18 protein-coding genes are annotated in these 26,297 nt (G+C 38.5%); 10 read left to right on the forward strand and 8 right to left on the reverse strand.

Annotation, left to right across the window (positions count from 1 at the left end; genetic code table 11):
- Positions 1-320 precede the first annotated feature (320 nt).
- The 4 genes from QNI22_RS23740 to QNI22_RS23755 all read left to right on the forward strand — a co-directional run bounded on the left by QNI22_RS23740 (position 321) and on the right by QNI22_RS23755 (position 5,130).
- Positions 321-470 carry a hypothetical protein gene (locus QNI22_RS23740; RefSeq protein WP_314034968.1) on the forward strand — a complete coding sequence of 50 codons (150 nt, stop codon included), beginning with the start codon at positions 321-323 and terminating at the stop codon, positions 468-470.
- A 392-nt stretch (positions 471-862) separates the two neighbouring features.
- The gene (locus QNI22_RS23745; protein WP_313982528.1) at positions 863-1,336 is read left to right on the forward strand and encodes a Dps family protein; all 474 of its coding nucleotides are present in this window, start codon (positions 863-865) and stop codon (positions 1,334-1,336) included.
- Between the two features lie 147 nt (positions 1,337-1,483).
- On the forward strand, positions 1,484-3,763 hold the full coding sequence (locus tag QNI22_RS23750; RefSeq protein ID WP_314514348.1) for a tetratricopeptide repeat-containing sensor histidine kinase: 2,280 nt from the start codon (positions 1,484-1,486) through the stop codon (positions 3,761-3,763).
- A gap of 8 nt (positions 3,764-3,771) precedes the next feature.
- Positions 3,772-5,130 (forward strand): sigma-54-dependent transcriptional regulator, encoded by a 1,359-nt coding sequence (locus QNI22_RS23755; protein WP_314514349.1) that lies wholly within the window; start codon positions 3,772-3,774, stop codon positions 5,128-5,130.
- A gap of 443 nt (positions 5,131-5,573) precedes the next feature.
- On the opposite strand, the gene QNI22_RS23760 is transcribed toward QNI22_RS23755, so the two are convergent.
- Positions 5,574-7,724: a sigma-54-dependent Fis family transcriptional regulator gene (locus tag QNI22_RS23760; protein ID WP_314514350.1), complete on the reverse strand. Its 2,151-nt coding sequence runs from the start codon at positions 7,722-7,724 to the stop codon at positions 5,574-5,576.
- Between the two features lie 378 nt (positions 7,725-8,102).
- Between QNI22_RS23760 and QNI22_RS23765 the strand changes: the two genes are divergently transcribed.
- A complete protein-coding gene (locus QNI22_RS23765) occupies positions 8,103-8,426 on the forward strand; it encodes a phosphoribosylpyrophosphate synthetase (RefSeq protein WP_314514352.1) in 324 nt (107 codons plus the stop codon).
- Positions 8,427-8,506: 80 nt separating this feature from the next.
- Here the strand turns inward: QNI22_RS23765 and QNI22_RS23770 are convergent, their stop codons facing one another.
- Positions 8,507-9,253, reverse strand: coding sequence for a PepSY domain-containing protein (locus QNI22_RS23770; RefSeq protein ID WP_314514353.1), 747 nt, complete (start codon positions 9,251-9,253; stop codon positions 8,507-8,509).
- Positions 9,254-9,337: 84 nt separating this feature from the next.
- Positions 9,338-10,189: a phosphodiester glycosidase family protein gene (locus tag QNI22_RS23775; RefSeq protein WP_314514354.1), complete on the reverse strand. Its 852-nt coding sequence runs from the start codon at positions 10,187-10,189 to the stop codon at positions 9,338-9,340.
- A 294-nt stretch (positions 10,190-10,483) separates the two neighbouring features.
- Between QNI22_RS23775 and QNI22_RS23780 the strand changes: the two genes are divergently transcribed.
- Positions 10,484-11,170 (forward strand): DUF1349 domain-containing protein, encoded by a 687-nt coding sequence (locus QNI22_RS23780; protein ID WP_314514356.1) that lies wholly within the window; start codon positions 10,484-10,486, stop codon positions 11,168-11,170.
- A gap of 193 nt (positions 11,171-11,363) precedes the next feature.
- On the opposite strand, the gene QNI22_RS23785 is transcribed toward QNI22_RS23780, so the two are convergent.
- Positions 11,364-12,197 (reverse strand): hypothetical protein, encoded by an 834-nt coding sequence (locus QNI22_RS23785; RefSeq protein ID WP_314514358.1) that lies wholly within the window; start codon positions 12,195-12,197, stop codon positions 11,364-11,366.
- A 257-nt stretch (positions 12,198-12,454) separates the two neighbouring features.
- Between QNI22_RS23785 and QNI22_RS23790 the strand changes: the two genes are divergently transcribed.
- A complete protein-coding gene (locus QNI22_RS23790; RefSeq protein ID WP_314514359.1) occupies positions 12,455-14,824 on the forward strand; it encodes an ABC transporter permease in 2,370 nt (789 codons plus the stop codon).
- A gap of 970 nt (positions 14,825-15,794) precedes the next feature.
- Positions 15,795-18,155, forward strand: a complete 2,361-nt coding sequence (locus tag QNI22_RS23795) for a DUF7619 domain-containing protein (RefSeq protein WP_314514360.1) — start codon at positions 15,795-15,797, stop codon at positions 18,153-18,155.
- A 62-nt stretch (positions 18,156-18,217) separates the two neighbouring features.
- On the opposite strand, the gene QNI22_RS23800 is transcribed toward QNI22_RS23795, so the two are convergent.
- Both QNI22_RS23800 and QNI22_RS23805 read right to left on the reverse strand, forming a co-directional pair.
- A complete protein-coding gene (locus QNI22_RS23800) occupies positions 18,218-20,524 on the reverse strand; it encodes an ATP-binding protein (protein WP_314514361.1) in 2,307 nt (768 codons plus the stop codon).
- A gap of 387 nt (positions 20,525-20,911) precedes the next feature.
- Positions 20,912-21,361, reverse strand: coding sequence for a response regulator (locus tag QNI22_RS23805; protein ID WP_314514362.1), 450 nt, complete (start codon positions 21,359-21,361; stop codon positions 20,912-20,914).
- Between the two features lie 390 nt (positions 21,362-21,751).
- Between QNI22_RS23805 and QNI22_RS23810 the strand changes: the two genes are divergently transcribed.
- Together QNI22_RS23810 and QNI22_RS23815 are read left to right on the forward strand one after the other, a co-directional pair.
- The gene (locus QNI22_RS23810; protein ID WP_314514363.1) at positions 21,752-22,891 is read left to right on the forward strand and encodes a dienelactone hydrolase family protein; all 1,140 of its coding nucleotides are present in this window, start codon (positions 21,752-21,754) and stop codon (positions 22,889-22,891) included.
- A 520-nt stretch (positions 22,892-23,411) separates the two neighbouring features.
- Complete coding sequence (locus tag QNI22_RS23815; RefSeq protein ID WP_314514364.1) at positions 23,412-24,134, forward strand: hypothetical protein; 723 nt, start codon at positions 23,412-23,414, stop codon at positions 24,132-24,134.
- Positions 24,135-24,521: 387 nt separating this feature from the next.
- Here the strand turns inward: QNI22_RS23815 and QNI22_RS23820 are convergent, their stop codons facing one another.
- Both QNI22_RS23820 and QNI22_RS23825 read right to left on the reverse strand, forming a co-directional pair.
- Positions 24,522-25,301, reverse strand: a complete 780-nt coding sequence (locus QNI22_RS23820; RefSeq protein WP_314514365.1) for a LytR/AlgR family response regulator transcription factor — start codon at positions 25,299-25,301, stop codon at positions 24,522-24,524.
- Positions 25,237-26,277: a sensor histidine kinase gene (locus tag QNI22_RS23825; protein ID WP_314514366.1), complete on the reverse strand. Its 1,041-nt coding sequence runs from the start codon at positions 26,275-26,277 to the stop codon at positions 25,237-25,239. The genes QNI22_RS23820 and QNI22_RS23825 overlap by 65 nt, the downstream gene beginning before the upstream one ends.
- Positions 26,278-26,297 lie beyond the last annotated feature (20 nt).

Genomic DNA, 26,297 nt, shown 5'->3' on the forward strand with positions numbered 1-26,297 from the left:
ATTAATACAATAAACATAAAATAACTTGTACTCTCCCAATAAAACCATTGTAAAAAATCAGGCATCTCTATACAATCTAACAAATCAAAAAACGCTTAAAAAAAGCAATATAAAGCATATAACATTCACACCACATTAGAATAATACAATAAACAAAGACTTTACAACTTAAAATAATCTTACATCTATTTTGAAATTAGTCAAACACATTATAATTTTGCATTATCAAAACAGGAAAGCAAAAATTGAACTTTTTCAATTACGCTCTAGTTAAATAATTAGAAACTTTAATCATTTATCACAATAACTTTATTCCAATTATGGAAGCTGTTTTAACCGTATTATTCTTGCTGGTATCTGTAGTAGCTATTGACGCCATCACATACAAGGCTATCGATTTTAAATTGATTCTGGATGCCACTAAAAAAGCTTTGAAAAGCAAATTTTATACACAAAAAAGCCACGCATAAGCCACGTGGCTTTTTTGTTTGCCACAGTGAAAGCATTTCCCTATTATCAGATAGTCTATATAATCCACAATGAGCTTCTTACTAGTCTCCCTCTCTGCTAAAAACGCTACACTGCTATCAGCAGTTAAACTCTATTCTATTATCTACTAAATCAAACAATTAGATCCGGTAAATACATTTCTATTATCACCAGATATTGCCATTTTAGGCAATCATATCTAATACCTATAGGTAGGCACTGAATTCATATCTTCTTCATAAATTTACGAAATATCGTCACTATAGAATTCCTCTTCCGATAGTAAATAACTGGCTACCAATACACTACATTAATGGCATTCAATTTGAAAATAGGATAGGCAGATTTAACCCAAACCTCTTTTCATACTCATATGGAAGCAACAATTGGAATTAAAGCCGACTATCAGGCAGAAGTAGCTCATTCACTGGCAAAGATCCTGGCAGATGAATATGTATTGTACACCAAAACACGTAAAGCCCATTGGTGTGTTACAGGTCCTGACTTTCACAGCAAACACCTGTTCTTTGAGACTCAATACACACAACTGGACGAGATTATTGATCAGGTAGCAGAACGTATCCGGACTTTGGGGCATTTTCCACCTGCCACGTTAAAAGAATTTCTTCAGCTTACCCATCTAACAGAGCAGTCTCGTGAGAAAAATGATAGTCTTGGGTATATCCGGGAACTTCTGGCAGATCATGAAAGTATTCTTATGCATCTGAGAGGTAATATTAATAGTTATGCCAACACACTGCGTGATGTAGGTAGCAGTGATTACATTACAGGTCTATTAGAAACTCATGAGAAGATGGCCTGGATGCTCAGAGCTCATCTTGAGTAATCTCAGAATATATACTATAGGTTTACGTACCCTGTTGCTAGCCCGTGACAGGGTATTTTGATACCATTATCTCTACCGCTATTTTAGATACTATTGCTAATAATCCAAAACTCGTAGTACTTTGTAGCAATACATGTATATAACAGGATGACATATCCAGGCTCATTTCCATATTATAGAATAGTTTTGCTGATAGCCATCCTGTTAGTGACATGTAAATTTACGGCCTACACTCAGGTACCTGAAAATAGTACAGACATACACGCAAAGTTAACCCAAAGTAGTACCAGTACAGAACAAGCTGATTTGCTGCTTGCACTGAGTTTGCACTACCTCCATAGGCCAGGAGAGCTACCAATAGATATTGATAGTGCTCAACTCTTACTGAAACAAGCTAGTATAGTAAGTGATAAACTCAACTATATACAGGGTAAAGGCACTGTCCTATGGCTACAAGGAGAAATCTTTCATGAACAAAAACAACTGGATAAGGCAAGAAAGAAAGCCCAGGAGGCACTACTATATTCGCAAAAAAATCACCTAAAGGAGCAGGAAGCAGATTCTTATATGTCCTTAGCTTCTTTTTACACTATTGAAGGAGAAGACCTTCTGAAAAAAATCAACTATTATCGTAGCAGTGTCTTACTATTGGAATCAACTCAACTAAGATTAAAGACTGCAAAAGCACTGGAATATCTTGGGGACCTCTACAATGTGAAGGAAGATTTTGACTCTTCATTGTTTTATCTACATAAAGCCCTTGCTACTTTTAAAGCAATCGAACACAAGAAGATTCAGGGATTATATAGCTTACTGGGTTATGTATATGGTCACAAAGGCAATCATGTACTTTCATTAAAATATGGATTGATGGCCTTAAAAGCAGCTGAAAATGATCATGATACCAGTCCCCAACTTTTCACTATTTATCATCGTATTGCACTGTCATATTATATACTGCATAACAATGAATCTGCATACACTTTCTTTGAGAAAGCAGTAGATGTTGCTACCAGATATAAGGATACAGCTGCGATTACACAAATTAAAATTAATGAAATCACCTTTTTACGAAGAATAAAAAAGACCAAAGAGTCACTAGCCATACTGCATAAACTAGTAACAGATTATCCCTCTAAAGAATCCTCAGTAAAAATAGCAGCATATTATACATTTGCTCAACTCTATCTGGATGAGCAAAAGCCAGCAGAAGCGGAAAAATACATAAATCAATTACTTGCTTACAGAAAGATGATGCCTGATCTGGGGACTGCGGGTCCGTTCATCTATAAAGCAACCATCCGATTTTATTTTGAAGCAACTCAATACGAAAAGACCTATGAATATCTCAATGCCTATCATGCCTTCCTGGAAGCAAGAGAAAGTAATAAGGAACTGATGGCAGATAAGGAGTTATATTGGGCAAAAACTGATTCCTCAACAGGCAAATACCTATCTGCACTCAGACATTTTCAATTATACAAAACACTTACCGATTCTATCCATAGCGAAGAGAAAGAAAAACAACTGGCCGCATTACAACTACAATATGACCTGGACAATAAAGAAAAAGACATACAATTACTCAGAAAAGAAGGAATTATTCAGAATGCTACCATACAAAAGGAGAAGGTAACCAAAAACATCGTTATTGGAGGTTCTGTCATGCTTTTGCTGCTACTGGGATTGAGTTACAACCGATATCGGCTCAAACAACACAGCAATCTTCAACTACAAATCAAACAGGCAGAGATTAATGAACAGAATGAGCTTTTGAAAAAACTACTGTCAGAAAAAGAATGGCTGCTCAAAGAAATCCATCACCGGGTAAAAAATAATCTCCAGATTGTAATTAGCCTGCTAAATACGCAATCGGCCTATCTCAATAATGAAGATGCCCTCCAGGCCATTCGCAACAGTCAGCACCGTATGTATGCCATGTCTCTTATTCATCAGAAGCTATATCAGTCCGAAAATATGGCTTCTATAGATATGCACTGGTATATACAGGAATTAGTATTATACATGCAGGAATGTTTCAGTATCCATAGCAAGATTCATTTTATACTGGACACTGACTCCATTCAGATAGATGTAGTACAAGCTGTGCCATTAGGACTAATCGTAAATGAAGCTGTAACTAATACTATTAAGTATGCATTTCCAGATCAGAAGCGTGGAGAGGTTCGAATTTCGCTTAAAACAACTAACCCGTCCCTTTGTCAGCTTACCATTAAAGACAATGGCATTGGACTTCCAGCCGGCCTCGATATAGAAAACACAGAATCTCTGGGCATGAGCCTTATGCGTGGACTGACTCAACAGTTGGGAGGAACATTTCAGGTAAATTCCCGGAACGGGGTAGCCTTACAAATCACTTTTGAAATCAATCGGGAACTGGAACATGGGGGGAATCAGCCTATTTAGTCAGTAAAATGAAAAAGAAAGAAAAGATATTAATTGTAGAAGATGAGTTTATTGTTGCCAATGATCTCCGCCTGATTCTCCAGAAAGCAGGATATGAAACCAGTGGAATTGCCTCATCTGTTGAACAGGCACAGAAACTGATTGATCAGAAAAAACCGGATTGGGTATTACTGGATATTATATTGAAAGGTCAACTGACAGGCATTGACCTGGCCAGAGACCTAAAACAAAAAAATATTCCTTTTCTCTATATATCTGCCAATACCAACCAATCTATACTGGAAAAAGTAAAAGAAACGAAACCATATGGCTTTCTGGTAAAACCTTTTCGGGAACGGGACCTGCTGGTGATGCTTGAGATAGCACGCTATCGATACACTATAGAAATAGAACCAACAGCCTCTTCTCTCTCTGAAAATTTATCTATTGAAGGGATTATAGGGACTAGTCCATCCTTTATGAATAGCCTTGAAAAAGTTAGAATAGTTGCCCCTACAGATACATCTGTACTCATCCTGGGTGAATCTGGAACAGGTAAGGAACGTATTGCACAAGTAGTACACCAGCGATCGGCTCGCAGTTCGAAACCCATGATTACTATCAATTGCGGAGCATTACCCATATCATTAATAGAGAGCGAATTATTTGGTCATGAGAAGGGAAGCTTTACAGGAGCAGTAAATCGTCGGATTGGTAAATTTGAATTAGCTAACCAGAGCACTATCTTTCTGGATGAGGTTGGGGAGTTGCCACCAGAGGTGCAGGTTAAGTTACTGCGTGTCTTACAGGAGAAGGAAATAGAGCGTATTGGAGGAGATGCTACGATCAAGGTAGATGTACGGATTATAGCAGCAACGAATCGTAATTTAGAGAAGGAAGTAGCGGAGGGTCGTTTTCGGTTGGATTTATATTATCGGTTGAATGTATTTCCGATTACTCTTCCACCTTTGCGAGAACGCAGAGAGGATATTCCACTTCTGGCAGAATACTTTCTCGAAAAGTTTAGTGCAAAAACCGGGAAAAGAATTGATACAATTTCTCCTCAGGCCGTGAATCAGTTAAACAACTATTCATGGCCCGGCAATATTCGTGAATTGGAACACCTAATGGAACGTAGTGTATTACTTGCCACTGGATCACAGATCGAAGAAATCCCCTTACCAGCAGTCTCTTTTCTTCCATCACAGGAACAGCCTACTCACATAAAGACTATGGACGAGATGGAACGGGACCATATTCTGAATGCACTAAAAATCTGCGGAGGAAAGGTATTTGGACTGGGAGGAGCTGCAGAAATATTAAATCTTCCGCCAGCAACATTATATTCCAAAATGAAAAAGTTAGGAATAAAACAAGGATATAAATAAAAGGAAGTGAACTCAAGTTTCAGAAAAGCAATAAATAAAATCGACAAAAAGAGAGATGCTTCCTTTAATCGTGGCAGGTGGTGTAAGTGCATTAATACCCCTCCTGCTGCGAGGCCAGTCTCTTACCTCATCCATATCCTTTTAATTTTCAAGTCCTTAGCTTTTCATTTCTCAACCCCTTTTGTCCTCCTGAAAAGATCTCGTGACAAGACCGGCGGCTTTTCCGACTGGAGAATATTCTTTCACTCATATACCAATCATGTCTCTATTTGTCACGAGGTCCTTTCAGGAGGACAGCGAGGAGGTGCGTTTCTTTCAGTGAGAGGTTTTCTAGGGTGTTTTTTATCTATAGACCTTTTTTCAGAAAAACATGAGACATAAGAAACAGAAAGAGAGCTAGAAAAAGAACAAACAAGCCATTCAAAATTTAGGATGGCACATGTTTATCGTTGTTCTTCCACAAAGTGTTCTTTCCTGATTCCAAGCTTTTGCATTTTTGATAGCAGTGTTGTAGAAGGAAGTCCCAGTCTGATAGCAGCACCATGTGGGCCTGAAATACGGCCGTTGCACACTTTTACAACATGAAGTATGTATTCACGCTCTATTTCCTGTAAAGGTTTTATCTGTGTAAAATCTGTGTTTATACCCGTAGCCTCAGGCATAATTCTAGGAAGATCCATTTGTTTTATAACAAAGTCATTTGTGAGCAATACGGTTCTTTCCATCATATGCTCCAGTTCACGTACATTACCAGGCCAGGGATAGAACACCATAGATTCGATTACTTTCTTTGCAATACCTGTAATACGTTTTCCTGCCTTTTTCGCATAACGTGCCATAAAATATTCTGCCAGAAGTGGAATATCCTCTCTGCGTTCTCTCAGAGGCGGAAGAGTAATCGGAAATACATTCAACCGATAATACAAATCCAACCGAAAACGACCCTCCGCTACTTCCTTCTCTAAATTACGATTCGTTGCTGCTATAATCCGTACATCTACCTTGATCGTAGCATCTCCTCCAATACGCTCTATTTCCTTCTCCTGTAAGACACGCAGTAACTTAACCTGCACCTCTGGTGGCAACTCCCCAACCTCATCCAGAAAGATAGTACTCTGGTTAGCTTGCTCAAACTTACCAATCCGGCGATTTACTGCTCCTGTAAAGCTTCCCTTCTCATGACCGAATAACTCGCTCTCTATTAACGTTAGTGGCAGTGCAGCACAATTCACTTTAATTATTTGCTTATCTCTCCGGGAAGAAGCAGTATGGATAGCTTTGGCTATCATCTCTTTACCTGTTCCAGATTCACCCAGCAGCAAAACGGTTGCCGTTGAATCTGCAACCTGAGAAACTAGTGTATATACTTGCTGCATTTGTGCACTGTTTCCAATAATTTCAGAGAACTTGCAGATAGTGTTGGCTTCTTGCTGAAGATAAATATTCTCTTCTAGCTGAAGATAAATATTCTCTTCTAGTTGTTCTTTATAGCGACAGATCTCTACCAATTGATTCTCGATTCGTTCATTGGCCATTATATTGGCTAGCATACCAGCCAGTTGAGCCGCAATACTTATCATCAGGCCATATTGCTCTTCCTGAAATATCTTTTTATTCTCTGCCAACAATGTAATTATACCCATCCTACGATTTCCATAGATAAGCCTCATGGCCATACATCCATCTACTCCTTCTCTGACTAATGAATGTCCATAGTCCGAAAGTTTATCTTTGGCATTGAGTTCATGCACAGAAAAAATGACAGGCTTTTCTGATTCCAGTATTCTAGCCAATATACATTCAGAATCAACAGAGGAAATGTGTGCAAGCTTTTGATTGAAGATTTCCGGAATACTATAAATAGTCGCATCCTTACAGAAAAACATTTCTTTAAGTTGCTGAGTCGCTACTTCCAGCAAATCTTTTTTGGAACGGATCGCCGCAATTTCCTGACTAAAGGATAACAAAAGTCTCTTTTCCCTCTCTCTTCGTTCAATTTCCTCACTGGCTAAAATACCTGCAACTGTAAAAGCAATGGAATAAGACATTGCCTGCAACAGATTAAGTACAGTGGGATCAAGTTTATTCGTGTCTTTACAAAGCAGAAATAAGACTCCCACTTCCTCTTTTCGTACACGTAGAGGTACTGTAACAATCAGGTTGATCCCTTTTTGATATTTATTCTTTATATAAGAAGGCACAACCTGCCCGGTTTGATGTATTTCTTCCAGATCAAACTGTAGTATTTGTTGGGCACGAAGTACAATGGGAAAAAAACCATCCTCTATGGGGTATCCTTCATTGGATTCAGCTGACACAGAATAAAAAAAGGTACGATGGCGTGTATTCCCATCAATCAGAGTACAGACCAGAAAATCTTCATAGGACAACAACTGCTTTAGATAAGAGTGCATGGTTGCCACAAATTCTCTTTTACTCTGCACAGCAGCCATATCCTGAGAAAATCTAAGTAGAAAAGAAGCAGAAACTTCCTTTGGTAGTTGTATCTTCAATACCTCTCTTTTTCGGATATGAGATTCAGAAGCAATAGATAGCTCTGAACCATCAGTAAGGCTGATAGCTTTTTCTTTCATGTTTTTGTGTGGTCTATGGAAGATAAAAAAATAAATGGTGTCCCTACCTGCAATGTAGTTGTACTTTACGAGAACAGGGATTGAATAGATGCATAGGAAAACAGATTCTTACTATATACAATCTTCTTCTTTTTTTATTTATAATTCAGTCATTTCTGGCTCTATGCATTTATGTCTAACTTGTAATATACAAATAAATGTCAATATGACGCAATATAGGTATACAATCTCGCTACAAGAATGAGACAGACGCATAAAAATACGATATATCGTAGTTCCTAAATAACCCTTATCACAAAAAAACAATGACTATCAATATATTACACGTATAGGCATAAAATTTGAGTTATTCATATACATAGTTTCAACCTATTTACGATGATGGATCAACAAAATACTTCCCCTGCTTTTGATACCATGACAGAAGCATTGACCTGGCTTAAACAGGCAGGTTATGAACACGATTTCAATCTAGATACTGATTGTATACGATTTGGTGAAAACCATCAGAAACTTACGCCTGCCGACTTTCAGATTGATAAGGTATTTCGTTTTGAAGGACAAACAGATCCTGGAGATGAGAATATTATTTACGCCATATCAGCGAAAGAAGATACTATAAAAGGTACTCTTATTAATGCATTTGGAGTCTATTCAGATCCTGTCTCAGATGAAATGATAAAAAAATTGTCGACACATTAATAATCTATCCAAACCTTTACAGAAAAGGGTTTGGATAGACTCATACTACCAGAAACTGGCAGCTAACAGAAACCTTTACATCAAGCCATTTTTAGCTTTCGAATTTGTTTGGAGCTTATCCAATACAAAACAAAGCCTGAAATAATAGTAAGCAAACCCAGGATCGAAAATAACTGTAAAGCCCAGTTGCCTATATTGTCTCTGCTCTGGTAATCCATTGTATGTAACATCCAGAGAAAATCAAAAACACGCCACTTGTTATTGCGGAACTTTTGCACGGTGCCTAATTCGGCGGCAACATATACTGTAGTTTGTGAAGGATGATCAAAGGTAATGGCGTAGGCAGGCAGGGGTTGTTCCCTGTATTCGTGATGGCCGTTTGTTGTAGTCAGGTATTCAACTGCAACCACAGATGCAGGCATAGTAAACTGTCGTTGAGCTACCTGTATCGCTTCTTCTTTTGAAAGAGGGCTTCGTAACTTCCCTGTTAATGCATCTGCCAGATAGGTCTTTGCTTGATGTGTGCCATGTGCCTGGCATTTGATCTGATAGACAGGTTTGCCTAGTATCTGAATAAGAGAAAGTGAAGTAACAGAATCGACGGGACGAACGTTGCGAAGATTTTGCAAGGCCAGTACCGGAGACACGATTGCCCCATTAACAGGTACCGGAGAAGCGGCTTTCCGTTGATGATCCCCGTGCACCTCGTCCATATCAGACCAACTGAAGTAAAGTCCGCCAATGGTCCAGAACAAGAATTGAATGCCTAATACAAGACCCAGATACCGATGTAGCTTGCGAGTAAGAAAGTGAAAAGATCGTTTCATGTATAAAGTACTACCATTTGATAAGAAGTGCTAAGTCTACAATTGTACCACCAGGATTTTGTGTACAGTTTAGTGGGCAAAGTCTCAGGGTTTCTTTCGTATTCCCACAATGTTAGGCAGCTTCCAGAAATGATCGTTCCCATCATTTTCGTTAAAGCCCGTTTCATAGCTACCAAATCGCTGCACGGTTTTGCTCCCTGAAGATACATACAGGGATGCTTCCGGACCTCCTTCCAGATAAATCAGTGTTTTTAAGTTTAAAGGTAGTTGCTGTAACATACTAATAAACTCATACATAGTATAAGGGGATCGGGAGTGAATAAATAATGCATTTCCTGCTTTGTCCATTCCCATCACACAAACACTCCATTTCTTTTTATCCTTTTGCCAGCGTATTTGCTGTTTACAGTCTATCATACGAATACCCTGAATCAGGCAATTGTATTTGGCTTTCAGGTTGGCAAAAGTTTCGCAATTCTGAATATCTGCAATCTGAAAAGCGGGCATTGATTTGCCTTTTGGACTAAAACAGATTACTGTTTTATCGTTTGTCATTTTGCTGCTATTCACATGATCAAAGCTTTTCATATACCCTCTGTTACACATAAATGTATGATCAGGCTGTGTAGGGTCATTTCCATCAAACATACCTGCATTAATAGCTGCTATAAACTTCTTTTGCTTGCACCATTCGGCCAGGGTGTGGGTAATACGCTTATTTTTAGGATCGGTAGCACACTCCAGAAAAAACTCATAGCTCTTAGGATCAATCCTGAGTACAGTAATCTTTGAATCCCCATAAATGGATTTGACAGGAGCAGCCAGCTCAGCATAGTCCAAACCTTTATCCAACATAGTCCAGGTATTTTCCCTCTGGGCAAAAGAACCTACAATAAGCAAAAGAAGTAAAAGAGAAGTAGTCCTCAGAAAAAGCATAGTATAGAGTCTATAATGTTAATTACAACCATATTTCTCAACCATTCACTTTTTATAGAAAAAATCAGAAAACGAATGACTTTTCACAAAAAACAAACTTATTAATTGTCAAATACACAATAAAACAACCTATTTCTGCTTTTTTTTGCAAAAAAACTAGTCATTCACTCAAAAATCTATCATCCATTGTCAAAAACTTTACCTATGTTTGTCAACCTTCTAATCGAAGGGTTTTGTACCCTCCCAATTAGGGTATAAGAGATAGATCACACTCACTTACAACACATCTTTTTTATGAACAAATTAGTATGCATCTGCAGCACATTGTTGCTGTTGTATTGCCAGGTATCTTATGCATTGCCTGTATCCTCACCTGGGGATAGTGTAAAAATCAAAAGTGTACCTTATAGCTGGACATGGGTTGATAAACCAGAGCTGTACAAAGTTACCTCACCTAACTCGCTACAAATTACTGCGGCCAAAGGTACAGACCTTTATACGTTTGTAGATGGCTCCTACTACACCAACAATGCACCGAAGCTATTATTTAAACCTGATTCTAACTTTATTTTTTCAGCAAAAGTTAAAACTCCATTCAATTCGATGTATGATGGAGGAGCTATTCTCCTGTACAGTGATGGCGAAAACTGGGCAAAACTTTTGTTCGAAAAACTGGATGAGAAACACATCGGAGTAGGTTCTTCTGTAATCAAAGACAAAAAGACTGACGATAATTACCATATACAGGTAGCTGCCAAGGAAATATACCTGAAAGTAGCCAAAGCAGGAAAAGTATTCTGCTTTTATTATTCCACAGACGGCAAAACCTGGAACATCTTACGCACGTTTGCTTACGCAACAACAGCTCCCATGCAGATTGGCTTCTATGCTCAATCTCCCAAAGGCCCTAAGTGTGTAGTTGATTTTCTTGATATCCGTTATGTACCCAGAGGATTTAAGGACTTTAATACCGGTGAATAACTTTTTCAGAAACATTGACAGAGGTACAGTATAGTAAATAGCTCTTAGTGTAACTCCATAAATCTGTAGTTAGATTTATGGCTGAAAACCAAAGTAGATACACTCTGAATCTGAAAGGTATTATGCCATTATATTGATTTGTCTGCCATTCAGCGATATATAATTACAATCACTGAATGGCAGTCTTTTATTTTCAATATATCTTAAGAGATAGCGCCAAAAAAGTATTTCTATAAATTATATCAGGATTATAGTTCACTTTTGTACCATTGGCTGCATAATTATCCGATAAGACATCTCGGGAAAGTCCGTATTTTAATCCAATGATCAAACCAGATAAGCCACTATTAAAACTATAATGGTAATCTAATTGCAGACCTGTACTTATCTGTATTTCATTTTTCGAAATACGAGCCTCATTTATTGCCTGTGCAATTCCTTCTAATGAATTTGGATCGGTCATATTTCTTTTTTTTCTCAATTCGATGGAAACAAGGCCATAACTAATGCCGGCAAAAGGATACAGTTGAAAGCGTTTCCTATTCAATACAGCGAATCCTAGCTGATAATTAAAGATATTTTCTCCACTCATCCAGACTTTGTCATCTCCTTTACTTACTTTATTATTAAAATTTACCACTAAAAAACCTTCATGCAGGAGACGTTTTCTTTTAATAGCCATTCCAAATCCTATACCTGTTGAATGAGTCGTCAATGTTGGAAAACCTAATCCCTGCAATTCCTGATTAAAAGAAGATACCTTGTTAAATGATGTTTGGGTAAACACCATAAATGCCGTATAATTTTTATCTTTCCCTGAGACTTCCAGTTCTAATTTATGTAATTCATACGACAAGGAATCCAGCTTATATACATTTCGTAAAGAATCAAGCTCTGTATATTTCTTATCTATACTTCTTCTAACTGAATCAATCTGACCAATCGTCATTTGATCTAACGGTTTGGACTGTGCAAAACCAGATAAGCAACAAAGAAATAACACACAAACTGTAAGGGTTTTTCTCATATATAAAGTGAATTAAGAGATAGGTTATAAAGACAATTATATAAATAGCACAAAAGTATATCATCAAAAAATGCAATAGTTTATCATTGAGCCTATTAGTTCACTAGTGAACATACTATGTCCGAAAGTGAACATTCGACTTTCTATCAGTAATCAATTTAGGCCTGAAACCGCATAGAGAAGCTCTGGCAAAATGTTTGCGTAGTCAATACTATCATAAAGATGATTTTTCACCTGTTTTTCCATAAAGCTGCTGTATGTTCTCTAACTATATCAAAGTTGCTTTTCGCAATCTGTTGCGGAACAAAGCTTTCTCAGTGATCAATATCCTGGGATTGGCATTAGGCATTGCATCCAGCCTGCTTATTTTTCTATGGATACAGGATGAAGTCAGTATAGGAACTCACTATCCCAATGGTGCCAGCCTGTATCGGATTATGGAACATGAGATTGCAGATGGGCGGATTGTAACAGACGAAGATACACCCGGTATATTAGCGGATGAACTCAAAAAACAGTTTCCAGAAATAGAGTATGCTGCCGGATTTTCTGGGCCAGAATCACATCTGCTTAGTGTTGGTAGCAAAAGTACCAAACAAAAAGGGCATTTTGTAGGTGCAGACTGGCTGATCATGTATAGCATACCTGTTCTTGCCGGAAATGCAACAACTGCACTAACTACCCCTAATAGCGTAGCCATTTCCCGTAAACTCGCTGAGATTTATTTTGGCACGCCACAAAAAGCAGTAGGAAAAACAATCCGGTTTGATAACTATGCTGATCATCAGATCACCGCTGTATTTGAGAACCTCCCTGCTAACTCACCTGAGCCTTATGACTTCTTACGCAACTGGAAACAGTATTTGCAACGCGAAACCTGGCTCATGGACTGGAGTAATGCGGGTCCAGGCACTCGAATCCAGCTTCGTCCGGATGCTAATCCTGCCTTGCTAAATGCCAAGCTCAAAACATTTCTCAAAGGGCGGAATACAGATATAGGGCCAACGTTTAACATTGAGCTGTTTCTGCAACCTGAAACAGAAGCCTACCTGTATTCTGACTTTAAAGATGGGCATCGGGCTGGTGGTCGGATTGAATATGTACAATTGTTTTCTATAGTGGCAGTGTTCCTGTTACTAATTGCTTCTATCAATTTTATGAACCTGGCAACAGCCCGTTCTGTAAACCGGGGCCGTGAAGTAGGCGTACGAAAAGTAGTAGGTGCTCCCCGTGCTGCATTGATTGCACAGTTTTTAGGAGAAGCTATGTTTCTTACTTTTTTAGCCTTGGTTGTTGCATTAGTATTGGTATCTATTATCCTTCCAGCTTTCAATCAGTTAACAGGCAAGGAATTACTATTACCATTTCACGATCCGGCCTTTGGTCTGGTGCTAGCAGGTATTCTTTTGGTCATGGGCTTATTAGCGGGTAGTTATCCGGCACTCTTCCTTTCCTCTCTTAACCCTATCAATGTATTAAAAGGCAAATTACGGTTTGGTTCCGGTGCGTTATTGTTTCGTCGGGGTTTAGTGGTATTTCAGTTTGTACTTTCTATGTTGCTTATTGTTGGTACTCTGGTCATTTATCGACAACTGGACTATATCCAAACCAAACATCTGGGATATGACCGCGAAAATCTGATCAGGATACAGGGCGAAGGGGAGATTGCCCAAAAATATACAGCCTTTAAACAGGAGCTCCTTTCAATGCCGGGTATCCAATCGGTTACCCATATGCAAACTGATCCTTTGTATAATGGAAATACTACAGATGGTGTACATTGGATTGGAAAAGACCCTACCTCAGCTATTCAGTTTAATAATACCTGGATAGGCTATGATTTTACCAAAACCATGAAAATCAAAGTACTACAGGGCAGGGATTTCTCACCTAGTTATGGCACAGATACGACCAATTACCTGATCAATGAAGCTGCTGCTAAACGCATTGGATATAAAGACCCTGTTGGACAACCACTAACATTTGGTAAGCAACCTGGCAAGATTGTAGGTCTTATCGAAGATTTTCATTTTAATTCGTTGCATGTGCCTATCCGGCCACTGATTATCCGACTGGCAGAGACCTGGAACTATGACAATATTCTGATTCGTACTCAACCGGGGCAAACCCAACAGGCATTAGCAAGCTTGCAGGCTATCTGTGCTAAAATGAATCCAAAATACCCCTTTACATATTCTTTTGTGGATGCAGAATATAACCGACTGTATCAAAGTGAAACAATTGTACGAACACTGGCGGTTTTCTTTGCAGGCCTTGCCATCTTTATAGCTTGCTTAGGATTGTTTGGATTGGCTGCCTTTACTGCTGAACAACGTACAAAAGAGATTGGAATCCGGAAAGTGCTGGGAGCTTCCATCAGTAGTATTGTAACACTGTTATCTTCTGACTTCCTGAAACTGGTTATGGTGGCTATTCTTATTGCCATCCCTATTGCATGGTATGTTTGTAGCAACTGGCTCGAAAACTTTGCGTATAAGATTGCTCTTTCATGGTGGGTATTTGCAGCAGCCAGTCTCCTGGCAATTCTTATTGCACTCCTAACCGTAAGCTTTCAGTCTATCAAAGCGGCCTTAATGAATCCTGTAAAGTCCCTGCGATCAGAATAAGCGTCTATAAGTACTTCTATATAGTCAGAGTCACAGACTAAAAGTCTCTCTTCTCCCTATTGCCTACGATTCTGACTACTTCTTTCAAAGTTATTAGACACAAGAGTCTTATAAGCAATCCCCAGCATGTGGTAAATAATTGACAATAAGGCAAGTTACACCTAGTTACACATGGTTACACTTAATAGTTACACTTCTAAAAATCTGTGAATTAGGCCAGTTACACTGGTTACACTAATTCTCTATACGCGTGTATTTATATATTATAATATAATAGTATATAAAGGGAGTATAGCTATTACGCTATTGTTTCTGGGAACTTTTGCGAAAAATGGGAAAAATGCGTAACCAGTGTTACCTATCTCATTGTCAACAAATTAAAGTGTAACCTAAGGTATAACCATGTGTATCCTGTGTAACCTGGCTGGGACTTGAATATTTATTCATTAATTGGCTTTGATCTAATGCAAGCGTCTTGAGAAATGTTATTACCAACCTACCCCCTCCCAATCTATTATTATAGCAGGTCTCCAAAGTTGACGCGAAAATGTGTAGAAGTCACATTATGTATTTATACACATAGTAACATACAAACAATTAGAAAATTATCAGATATTTACATCCATCCTGTAACGAAAAGCTGTTCGCTGCAGATAGGTACACGTAGGGCTATTTTTACAAATGCCTTTTAAAAACAGTTATATACAGAGGTCTAATAGAGATACAACAGCTAAAAACAATCTTAAATGGAAGAGAAATTGATTGTCAATATAAGGTAAGATGTAAATAAGAATGTTTCCAGGCTTTTTTAGTTAGTATCAGTTCTATAGTATATCCTACATCACTTTTATATTATTACTATTCAACAAGCATTAACATACAGGCAACATAACAACTCCTTATAATAGATAAATAGCCTACACATTACCCAAAAACGGATGAACTTAGTCTGGTATTTTAAATCAAAAACATGAGAAAACTACTACTATTTCTATTACTTTTGGCCGGAATGGCAAACGCACAAATTGTCAATATTCCGGATGAAAACTTCAAAGCCCAGTTATTTTTATCAGGTGCAGATGCCAATCTGGATGGAGAAATTCAATCAACAGAAGCATTGACAGTTACTACTCTTTCTCTTGATTCAGCGCAGATCTCTAATCTCACAGGAATAGAAGCATTTATCAATCTAAAATACCTGAATTGCTCATATAACTCTTTAACTCTACTGAATATACAGGAGCTTGTTAAACTTGAGCGATTAGAGTGTAACAATAATTTACTGGAGCAGATATATTTTCCAGTAAACACAAATGCACTGAACTATCTGGATTGCTCATTCAACAAACTAACCAATGTCAATGTAGAAACACTGATCAATTTACAGGAGCTACATTGTTTTAACAATAGTCTATATTCTCTTTATTTGGGAGAACTGCCAAAACTGGAACATTTGCGGTGTCACAATAATAATCTTACCAATATTGATCTTTCTCAATCACCTGCCCTTCAGACATTTGTTTCTACTAACAACAAATTGTATTCTCTGGATTTCTCAGTAAATACGTCTCTGACAGGAGTAGATATTACGAATAATCCTCTCACAAAGCCGTTAAATATTTCCAAACTGGTAAAGTTAAAAAGTCTGTTTTGTGCAGAGACATCGCTAAAAACATTGGATCTAACCAAGAATCTGGAACTTGGCATCTTAATCTGTTATGATAATCCACTCATCACACTGGATGTAAGTAAAAACATAGCGATGACCTATCTCCAATGCGGTGGCCCTAATCTTACCTCTATCTTTATGAAAAATGGAGCTAACGAAAGCCTCGTACTTGAGGAAAGTCCCAAATTGGAAGCGATCTGTGCAGATGAATCTCAGTTGCCGCAGATACTGGAACAAATCACAGCGTCTGAAAACAAAACAACTGTTGCCACCTCTCATTGTTATTTCGTTCCTGGAGAAGATAACTTTAATACTATTACAGTACACACACGCTTTGATAGTGATAACAATGGGTGTGGAATAACAGATTTATCCGCATTGGGCGTAAAGTTCCGTCTCTCTGGTGATGGGCAGAGTGAGGCATCTTTGATCAATCCAGCAGCAAACTCTTCTTTTTACACTGGCGCAGGACTATTTACCGTAACACCAGAACTGGAAAATCCGGATTACTTCACGATCACACCAGCATCAGCAACTTTTGATTTTCCGATACTAAACAAGTCAACACAAACGCAGGATTTCTGTATGACGGCCAAGGGCGTCCATCCTGATTTGGAAATTGCAATTACCCCTTTTGGAACAGCCAGACCGGGCTTTGATGCAGGTTATACAATCGTATATAAAAACAAAGGCAATCAATCCTTTTCGGGTAATATCCATCTCCTATTTGACAACCAGAGAACTGATTTTGTCACTGCAGATCCTGCTATTAGCAGTCAGTCAGATAATGAGTTAGTATGGAGTTACACCAATCTGGCTCCATTCGAAATACGAAGAATTTCAATTAGATTAAATCTGAACTCACCACTGGAAACTCCATCATTGAACGCAGATGATATACTTGGTTTTACAGCAAGTATTGACTCTCCACAAGGTGATACCACACCAGAAGATAACCTATTTATCTTAAATCAGAAGGTAATCAACTCAATGGACCCAAATGCCAAAACTTGTCTGGAAGGAGATAGAGTAGATCCGGAAAATATTGGAAACTATCTGCATTACAACATTGAGTTTGAAAATATCGGAAATGCGTCAGCTGTCCATGTATTGGTAAGAGATGTCATTGACCCTACAAAGTTTGATATTAATACACTTCAGGTTTTGGATGCCTCACATTCATTTCGGGCACAGATTAAAGGAGATACAGTGGAATTTATTTTCAAGGATATTGAACTGGCAGCTGCTTCCGGTAATCCGAAAGCAGGAGGCAAAGGCAATATATTGTTTAAGATTAAAACATTGCCCACTTTATCTACAGGTACACAGGTAACGAATAAGGCAAATATCTTTTTCGATTACAATGCACCGATTGAAACCAATCTGGCAAGAACAATCTATGCATTGCCACTGGCTACAGAGTCTGCTTCTGACCACAGTACCCATATGTATCCAAATCCAGTAAAGGATCGGCTTATAATAAGCAGCAACAATCTCATTACATCGGTTGCTCTTTTTGACAGACAGGGAAGAATCCTGCAAACTAGTTATCCTTCTAATCAGAAAACTCAACTAAACACATCCGGATTACCTTCAGGACTTTATTTCGTTCAGGTGTTAACAACGAAGGGTGTTAAGATAGAGAAGGTGATTAAGCAGTAAGTCAATAACCATAATATAAATATAAAAGCTAAAGCCCCAGATAGGGCTTTAGCTTTTATAAATTAGCTAGTAAGCGTAGTAGGTTTGACAAACTCAAGGGGAAAATACAACCGGAAAGTAGTTCCAATTCCGGGCTCACTACTTACCTCAATCTTTCCCTGATGATTTTCCATAATCTTACGACAAATGGCTAGCCCTATCCCTGTACCATGCACGTTGTTATCCAGTCGCTGAAACAACTTGAAAATGCGCTCCTTATACTGTTCATCAAATCCCACACCATTATCTGTTACAGTGACAATGAAAAATTGAGCCAGATCTGCTTCGGTCACTTCATCAGTAGGACTTTGCGGATGTGACACAATAATTTCAGGTGTTTTATCTGAAGGAGTGAATTTCAGGGCATTACCAAGCAGGTTGGTAAACAGCTGTCTCAACTGAAAGGCATTACCATAGATCACAGGCATAGGATTTACAAATACTATGGCATTTCTGGACTGTATTTCGTCTGAAAAATTATCCAATGCATCAAGTAATACCACATTTAGATCTGCTTCCTGGCTATGCAGTTGTTCTCGTGCTGCTACCCGTGCATAATTCATAATATCCTCAAGCAGTGCCTGCATACGTATGGCAGACTTATTTACTTTCATCAAATCCTCTCCAATTTTCTCTGGAAGATCTTCTGCCTGAAGCATTCTGGAAATAAATACGCGGATCTTACGAAGAGGTTCCTTCAAATCATGTGCATTAATCCAGTTTATATTATCCAGTTCTTCATTGGATTTCTTTAACTCTTCAGCCAGCAACCGCTGTTTCTCTTCTTCTTTCTTCAGATATGACAGATGCAGGTATTTCTGCAAAGAAGAGGCAAACAGATAGGTAGCATTGATCTGATGGTTATGCCATGGATCACTTTCATTCTTTACTATTTGTTGCCAGGCAGCGAAAGACGTGCGTGGCCTGAGCTGTTGTGTCTCACTGTCTTTTTCTACAGCTTTATCAGGATTACCAGCCCAGGTAATCACATGATCCAGCCCAGGTTTTATCCAGGCAATGGCATCATCCGTTGATTTTGTCAGCCGATGGTAAATAACTCCCGATGCCAGATTCGCATAAGATTCTGCTTCCGGAAAAATATCAACCAGTTTTTGTGTGACCAACGTTCCACTGGAAGCATGACTATGCAGAAAGGTAAGCAGATTCAATGTCTCTTCCTCTGAAGGCGTATGCCCACTACGATAAACCCGGCCCTTGATCAGTGCAATAACTCCTGTAGCACCTGATATATGTTCCAGTGAGGGATCTATGATAAGTCTGTTCACATCTAAACCTTCCCGCTGTAGTTTCTTCAACAAGACATCCAGTGCTTCGTCTACTCTGGCAATCAGTTGCAGGGATTCAGCCCGCTCATATACGTCTAACTGCGAACTCAGCACCAAACCGTACAGTAAGGCAGCTTGTCGCTGGCTGGGACTTACATATTTAGGTGTGTTGTGATGACAGGCAATGAGACCCCACAATTTGTTATCTTTTATAATAGACAATGAAAAAGAGGCTGCCACTCCCATATTTTTCAGGTACTGAATGTGTATAGGAGATACACTTCGCAGAAAAGAATCAGAAAGGTCCAGTTGCTCAGGAGTCTTATCCCCTTCCACATACGTAAAAAGAGGGACAGGCTGGTATTGCACATTGGCAATGATCCGTATCTTATTACGTACATACAACTCCCTGGCCTGAGGGGGAATATCACCTGCCGGATAACGCAATCCCAGATAAGGTTCCATTCCTTCATGTACAGCTTCGGCAATCACCTCACCAGTATAATCCGGATGAAACCGGTAAATCATAACCCGGTCAAATCCTAGCTTATTCTGTACATAAACAGCCATAGCCTGACACAACGCCTGTATACTTTGTGGCTTCTGTACCAACATAAGGAGTTCATTGATACCAGCTCTGGCGGCTGACAGATCTTCTGCCAGGTCAGAACACTGATCGAACTCCAGTATATATAACTCGTTACTCTTGTAAACAGATAAATGGCAATACCCAAAACCATTGTGATGCTCTACCAACAGAGTACTGTTGGCCCTTGCCTGTTCATTTTCCAGAAAGGAAACGATAGATGCATATTGACTTGTAAACAGAGTCTCCAGTGAAGCCCCCAGCACCTGTTCTACTGACTGGTGAAGGAATTTTTCAACATTGGCACTACAATGGGTAATTATATGTGTATCGGTTGTAACTGCCAGTAAATACCCATGAGGCTGTATACTTCCCGGAATATGGATAGGTTCTTTTTCACAAGAGTCGATAGAGACAGAAGTCTTATTCTGAATATCTACAATTATTTTTTTATTCATTCCTGATTGAATTATTGTCTATACATCTAAGCCTCTTTTTTGAAGCAGAGGCAACCAGATTTTCTGGCATAACTTCTGTATACTTTTTTCATTTCAGAGCAGATATTTTTGTCAAACTCAGGATATGTATATTCCCAAGCAATCAGAAAAAGGCAGGATAAGTAGTTTATCTTTACAACAATACTCTTCGACTAAAAATGATAGACTTCTCTAGTTATAATGTAAGGAAATCAATTCTATATAAGTTATATCTGAGTTATGCTGTAGCACTTCTATGATCAGGACAACACTAAATAAAATCCGACTCATACACCCTGTATTTAAAAAACCATGCCACTTTTACGGTTGCGCAGCAGGTGTATTCTATTGTTTGATTTGCCCTATTATTTAAGCAGAAAGTACCTCGTTGAGTAAAAAGACATCTTCTTCTTTTCTTTCTGCCAGTGAGAATTGAATCCCTATCTCTATTAATCTTTTCAGCTCAAAGAAATCATCTGGTTTTTGTATATAGAAATTAGCCCCATACGAGTTAGCTTTTCGTATATTTTCGATGGCCGAAGAAGTCGAAATGATAATAATTGGGATATGTTGTGTTGTACTATTGGCACGAATGGCTTGCAGACACTCCAAACCATTCTTTCTGGGCATATTTAAATCTAAAAATACAACGTCGGGCAATAAATCCTGATTAAACACTTTTTGCAGTAATTGCTCACCATTGGTACTACTATCTACATGGATTGACCGGGAGTTTTGCTTTACAGCATCAGTAAAAAACATCCGATCATCCTCGTCATCATCGGCCAGATAGACCAATAAAGAATCTTTGTTATTCATAAGTAGCTCAGCGCCCAAAAAACATTAATATATTCAATAGACATTATTAATCAGCCAAAACTGATACCCAAATATAACTAATTATCTAGCTAAGTTGGAAACTTAGTCTAAATCTCCCAATAAATTATTACCTATATAAACACAAATATTCTCTCTTTTCAACCAATCCCGATTCTATATAAAGTCATTTCATAAAACTTCATCCTTTCTCCAAAAGCCATGCCAATTACAACTAAACAGCCATTAAAAGGTTAATTTTTTTAACAGTTCACCTTGATTAACCGTATAAAAATAGCCTCATAGGTTAAAGAAAGTTAAAACCCGGCACTCCTTCAGGCAATTTTGCAATTTCGGTTTTTACTTTTCACACACTTTCCAAACCTTTTCCCTATGAAGTTATTTTCCTCCTGTGTAATTATATGTATCAGTATCTTTTTGTCAGCCTGTCAAACTTCCCAGGAACGTATCTATTATGTTTCAGGCTTTAAGACTATACGAATCACAGATAGCTCTCGTTTGTATAAGTCAGATGGCCCCCAAACTCACTATCTGTATTATCGTCCTGTTGATCTGGACATCTGGTATCCCGCAGATAGTTCACGGGCAGATTCTATTCTGATGTTTGGAAACATGCTTTCCTTATTTGAGCAACGGGCTAATTTTTACACAGATTCTCATGCAGGTGATGGATTCTCCACACAGTTAGCCAAAAGTTTGGCTGATTTTTTCCATTGTTCCTCTGTCGAAAAGATCATTGCCTCACCGAGTCATTCCAGAAAAAACGCTATAGCTGCCGCAGGTAAGTTTCCGCTGGTGTTATATATGGCTAGTTACAATGGAATGGGATATGAGAACATCCAACTACTGGAAGAACTGGCAAGGAATGGTTATATTGTTGTATCATTCAATTCTATTGGTCGCTACCCAGGCGATATGACCATGCAACAAGCCGATCTGATGGAACAGGTTTCTGATGCAGCTTTCGGACTAAAATATTTAAAAAAACTGCCAGAGGTTGACTCTTCACGAATAGCTGTAGTTGGTTATAGCTGGGGAGGCCTGGCGGGTGTAGTGCTAGGGATGACATATACCGACATCGATGCAGTGATATCTCTGGATGGGTCAGAATTTCACCATTATGGCACAGATGCCAAAGAGGATAGCCTTTTTAATCAGATCAGTCATGATTTTGTTTCAAACAAAACTCCTTATCTGCGTCTGGAAAGCAGTTCAACCGAAGGCCAGGCAACTATCGATTCTGTATATAATTTTAATTTATTGTTACAGGGCCCTAAACAGATTTATAAAATCCTGAATACCACCCATGGCGATTTCTCAGCATTCCCTACCATAGTGAAGCAATCAGGAGGCTGTCCGACAAAAAAGAGTTACAAAGTCATTACTCAGCTTGTCACAGGCTATTGCAGCCAGCTTCTGAAGCAAATACCTTCTGATGCATTTACTGATATGATCCAAAAAGAAGAAGGCAGAACACTAAAGACAATCCTTACAAACTATCACACGCCTTAAGACACAGCCAACTACTTGCCAGCATACAGGAATCCAGCATTGAGAGGGTACTGTATGCTACTTGCAATTGTAGCAAGCAAAAGAAGAACTACCTGGGAGACGGATTTACGATAAGTCCAAAATGATAAGCCAAATAAAGTACTACACCTCCTATCAGAAGGGCAAGTACAAACCGAAATGTTCTGTTCATCTCCATAGTAGTAAAAAGGATTTTACCCTGTAAAAAATTACAGGTTTGGTGACACATTAATAAAAGTCTGATTTTGAGGCTTATACGAAACAAATAGCCATAGGTTGGCTATCCTCTTGTCATGCAGGGTATTACAGCTTTTCCAAAGATAGTAATATATCTATACAAACCCTTACTAGTAAAAAGAAAAAAAGAAAAACATAACAAACTGATAATCAAAAATAAAAAATTATCAAGCAATGGCTAAAACGCCTTCAATAGCACTATTATTTTTTGTATCTTTAGGATAAATAAATCACGTAAAAAACATCAGTACTCTAACATAAAGATATGCCTCGTTATCATACCAATACAACCGCTATCCGCAAATACAAATCTGAATATTACCGCCTGATGGTCTATGAAGCCCGCCTTAACCATGAACTATTCCGGATGGAGCAACGCATCCGAGCCATTCAGGAAGATGAGGAACAATCACTTGCCAATCAAACTCTTCTGACTAAACTGTTGGCACACGCAACGCAGCAAAAAACAGAACTGGAAGCCCAGCCTGTTTCCAAAGAACGTAACAAGCAACTCAAAAAAGCGGAAAAAGAGTATAAAGAGGTTAATGCGAAATACAAACGCAATGAGTACCACCTGGCTGTGCTGGAAAAGAAAAAGGATAAAGACAATGCAGCTAAGTATATAGTAAAAGAACTAAAGCGGGATCAGGTACGGATTCGCATTAAAACAGCCTATGATATATGGAAAAGACTTGAACAGGAAGAGCAATACGAATTCATGGACTTTGAACTATTCAAGGCTCTGAATTTTGTAAAGCAGATAGAGAAAGCATCTGTACAAACTATAAACAGTACTCAACCAAACCAGGCTTCTGAGAAACCTCTCACTGGATCGTATTCCTCATCAGGAATAAATGAAAAGTCGCCACGTTTTATGTTGTTTGCACATCCGCCTCGCCCACAAAGCGTTTATCATTCCGAAGATTCACTTCTGCCAAACTTGACACATGGAGTGAAAGAAAGGGTGATCCTGTCGGTGAATGTATAAACATCGCCAATGTGTTTTCAAGTATGTATGTACTTCTAGTAAAAAATGGGAGGAAGGTGTATATTACCTATACTCAAAGATAATCATATCTCTTAGCCTATTTTATAACTTTTCAGAAAAGAAAGCAATCAGAATAAGTGTATGCCTCTACCTTTATTATTCTTGATAAGATCAACGGATTTTACTTTTGGAGTGCATTTTTTTCTCACAGAAACCAGAGATGGCTCTATTTGTCACACCTGTCCCGCCCACGCTGATGTGTGGCAGGCAGGGCGGGAAGATCCTTTCAGGAGGACGGAGAAAGGAGTTTTTTAAAGAGGACAAGGAGAAGTTCTTATTGGATATGTATAATTTCTTGTGCTAAGGCGTTATTCTCAATCCCTAAAGTTATTTCTTCACTAACCTATTATTTACAATCCGATTGATTACCTCATCACGAAGTATCTTAGACATAGGTATATGCGCATTGCCTAGAAATAAAACATTTCCTTCTACCTGTACTACGGCTCGGGTATTGACTACATATGACTTATGACATTGTATAAACTGACTGGCAGGTAGTTGTTCTGCTATGGATTTTAATGTAATGTGTACCAGCAGCTTCTGTGTAGTAGTATAAATCATTACATAGTTCTCACGGGCTTCCATATATAAAATAGCATCATGTTCTACCCGAATGAGTTTATCATCCACTTTTACAAACAGAAAGTCAGGTTCTGGTGTTACCTGACTTTGTGAACGAAAAAGATCGTAAGCCTTATTGGCAGCCTTTAAAAATCGTTCAAAAGGAATAGGCTTTACCAAATAGTCAACCACATTCAATTCATATCCTTTCAATGCATAATGCTCATAAGCTGTTGTAAAAACGACCATTGGAGGATTGATCAATTGTTGTAGAAAGTCAATACCTGATAATAGAGGCATTTCAATATCCAGAAACAACAAATCTGCTGGTTGCTGTTTAAGCAACGAGTTTAACTGAAGAGCATCTTCACAGGTACCTACCAATTGCAAAAAGTCTATCTTCTCTACATAGCTTTTTATTCCTTTAAGAGCAAAAGGTTCATCGTCAGTGATGATACATCGCATGATAGAAATGTATTTAGTGCGTTTGAATAAATAACCGGGCTTTAAATAACGCGTCTGTCCGGGATAATTCCAATGCATGTGCATTAGGATACAATAATTCCAGGCGGCGGCGGAGATTATCTAACCCTATTCCACCAGAACGTTGTTTTACTCCTTCTACAGAAGACACCAGCAAGGGTAGTGAATTGTCAACTTCAAGACTAATTCCATTGACTTGCTGTCTCAGACAAATGACTAACTGATAATCTCCTCCTACATATTTGAATGCATTTTCAACCAAAGGTAAAAAGAGTAATGGATAGATCTGTTGCTCTTTTAAACTTTCGTCAATCTCTACCTGAAGCTGCAAACGACTACTACTGCGGATACGTTGCAACTCTATAAAATTATGCAGATAGGCAATTTCCCGTTCTACAGACACAGTTACCTGCTGATCATATAACTGATAGCGAAGCAACTGTGAAAACTTCTCTAGTGTCTTTTTAGCTCCTGCCACATCTTCATCCATTTGAAAATACACTGTATTCAGTGCATTAAACAGAAAATGTGGATGGTATTGAGCTTTCAGGAACTTCAACTCTGTTTGTAACTGATCGTTCTGCATCTTTTCAATCTTCACTTTCTGCTCATAGGTATATTTTAGTAATACCATTCCTCTTGCGATTGCATAATATAGCAAAACGAATAACCCAGGAATGAGATTGATATTAATGACATCATACATCTGAAGCCCGTCGTCTGTAAGTGCAGCCATGGGTATCATAGTCACAGACAAAATCATGAAGCAATACAAGTACACAACAGCAAATTCCTTAAGAAGAATACCAGCAGTAAAAGCAGCATACTGTTGTCTGCTGAACTTATGCACAAAGTGCCGGACAATCAGATCATAAATATACCCTACCACAATGCTGAAAAAGATCTCAATGGCATTAATTTCCCAGGCTCTCTTCCAGAACTTCGTATCTGAAATCACATCATTCACCAGCCGAATGCAGATGTAAATCAACAATCCAAAGAATGCAGGAAAAAGATATGTCCGAAAAAACTTCATTGGGTATTTTTAATAATACA

Source organism: Xanthocytophaga agilis, from assembly GCF_030068605.1.
GTDB lineage: Bacteria > Bacteroidota > Bacteroidia > Cytophagales > 172606-1 > Xanthocytophaga > Xanthocytophaga agilis.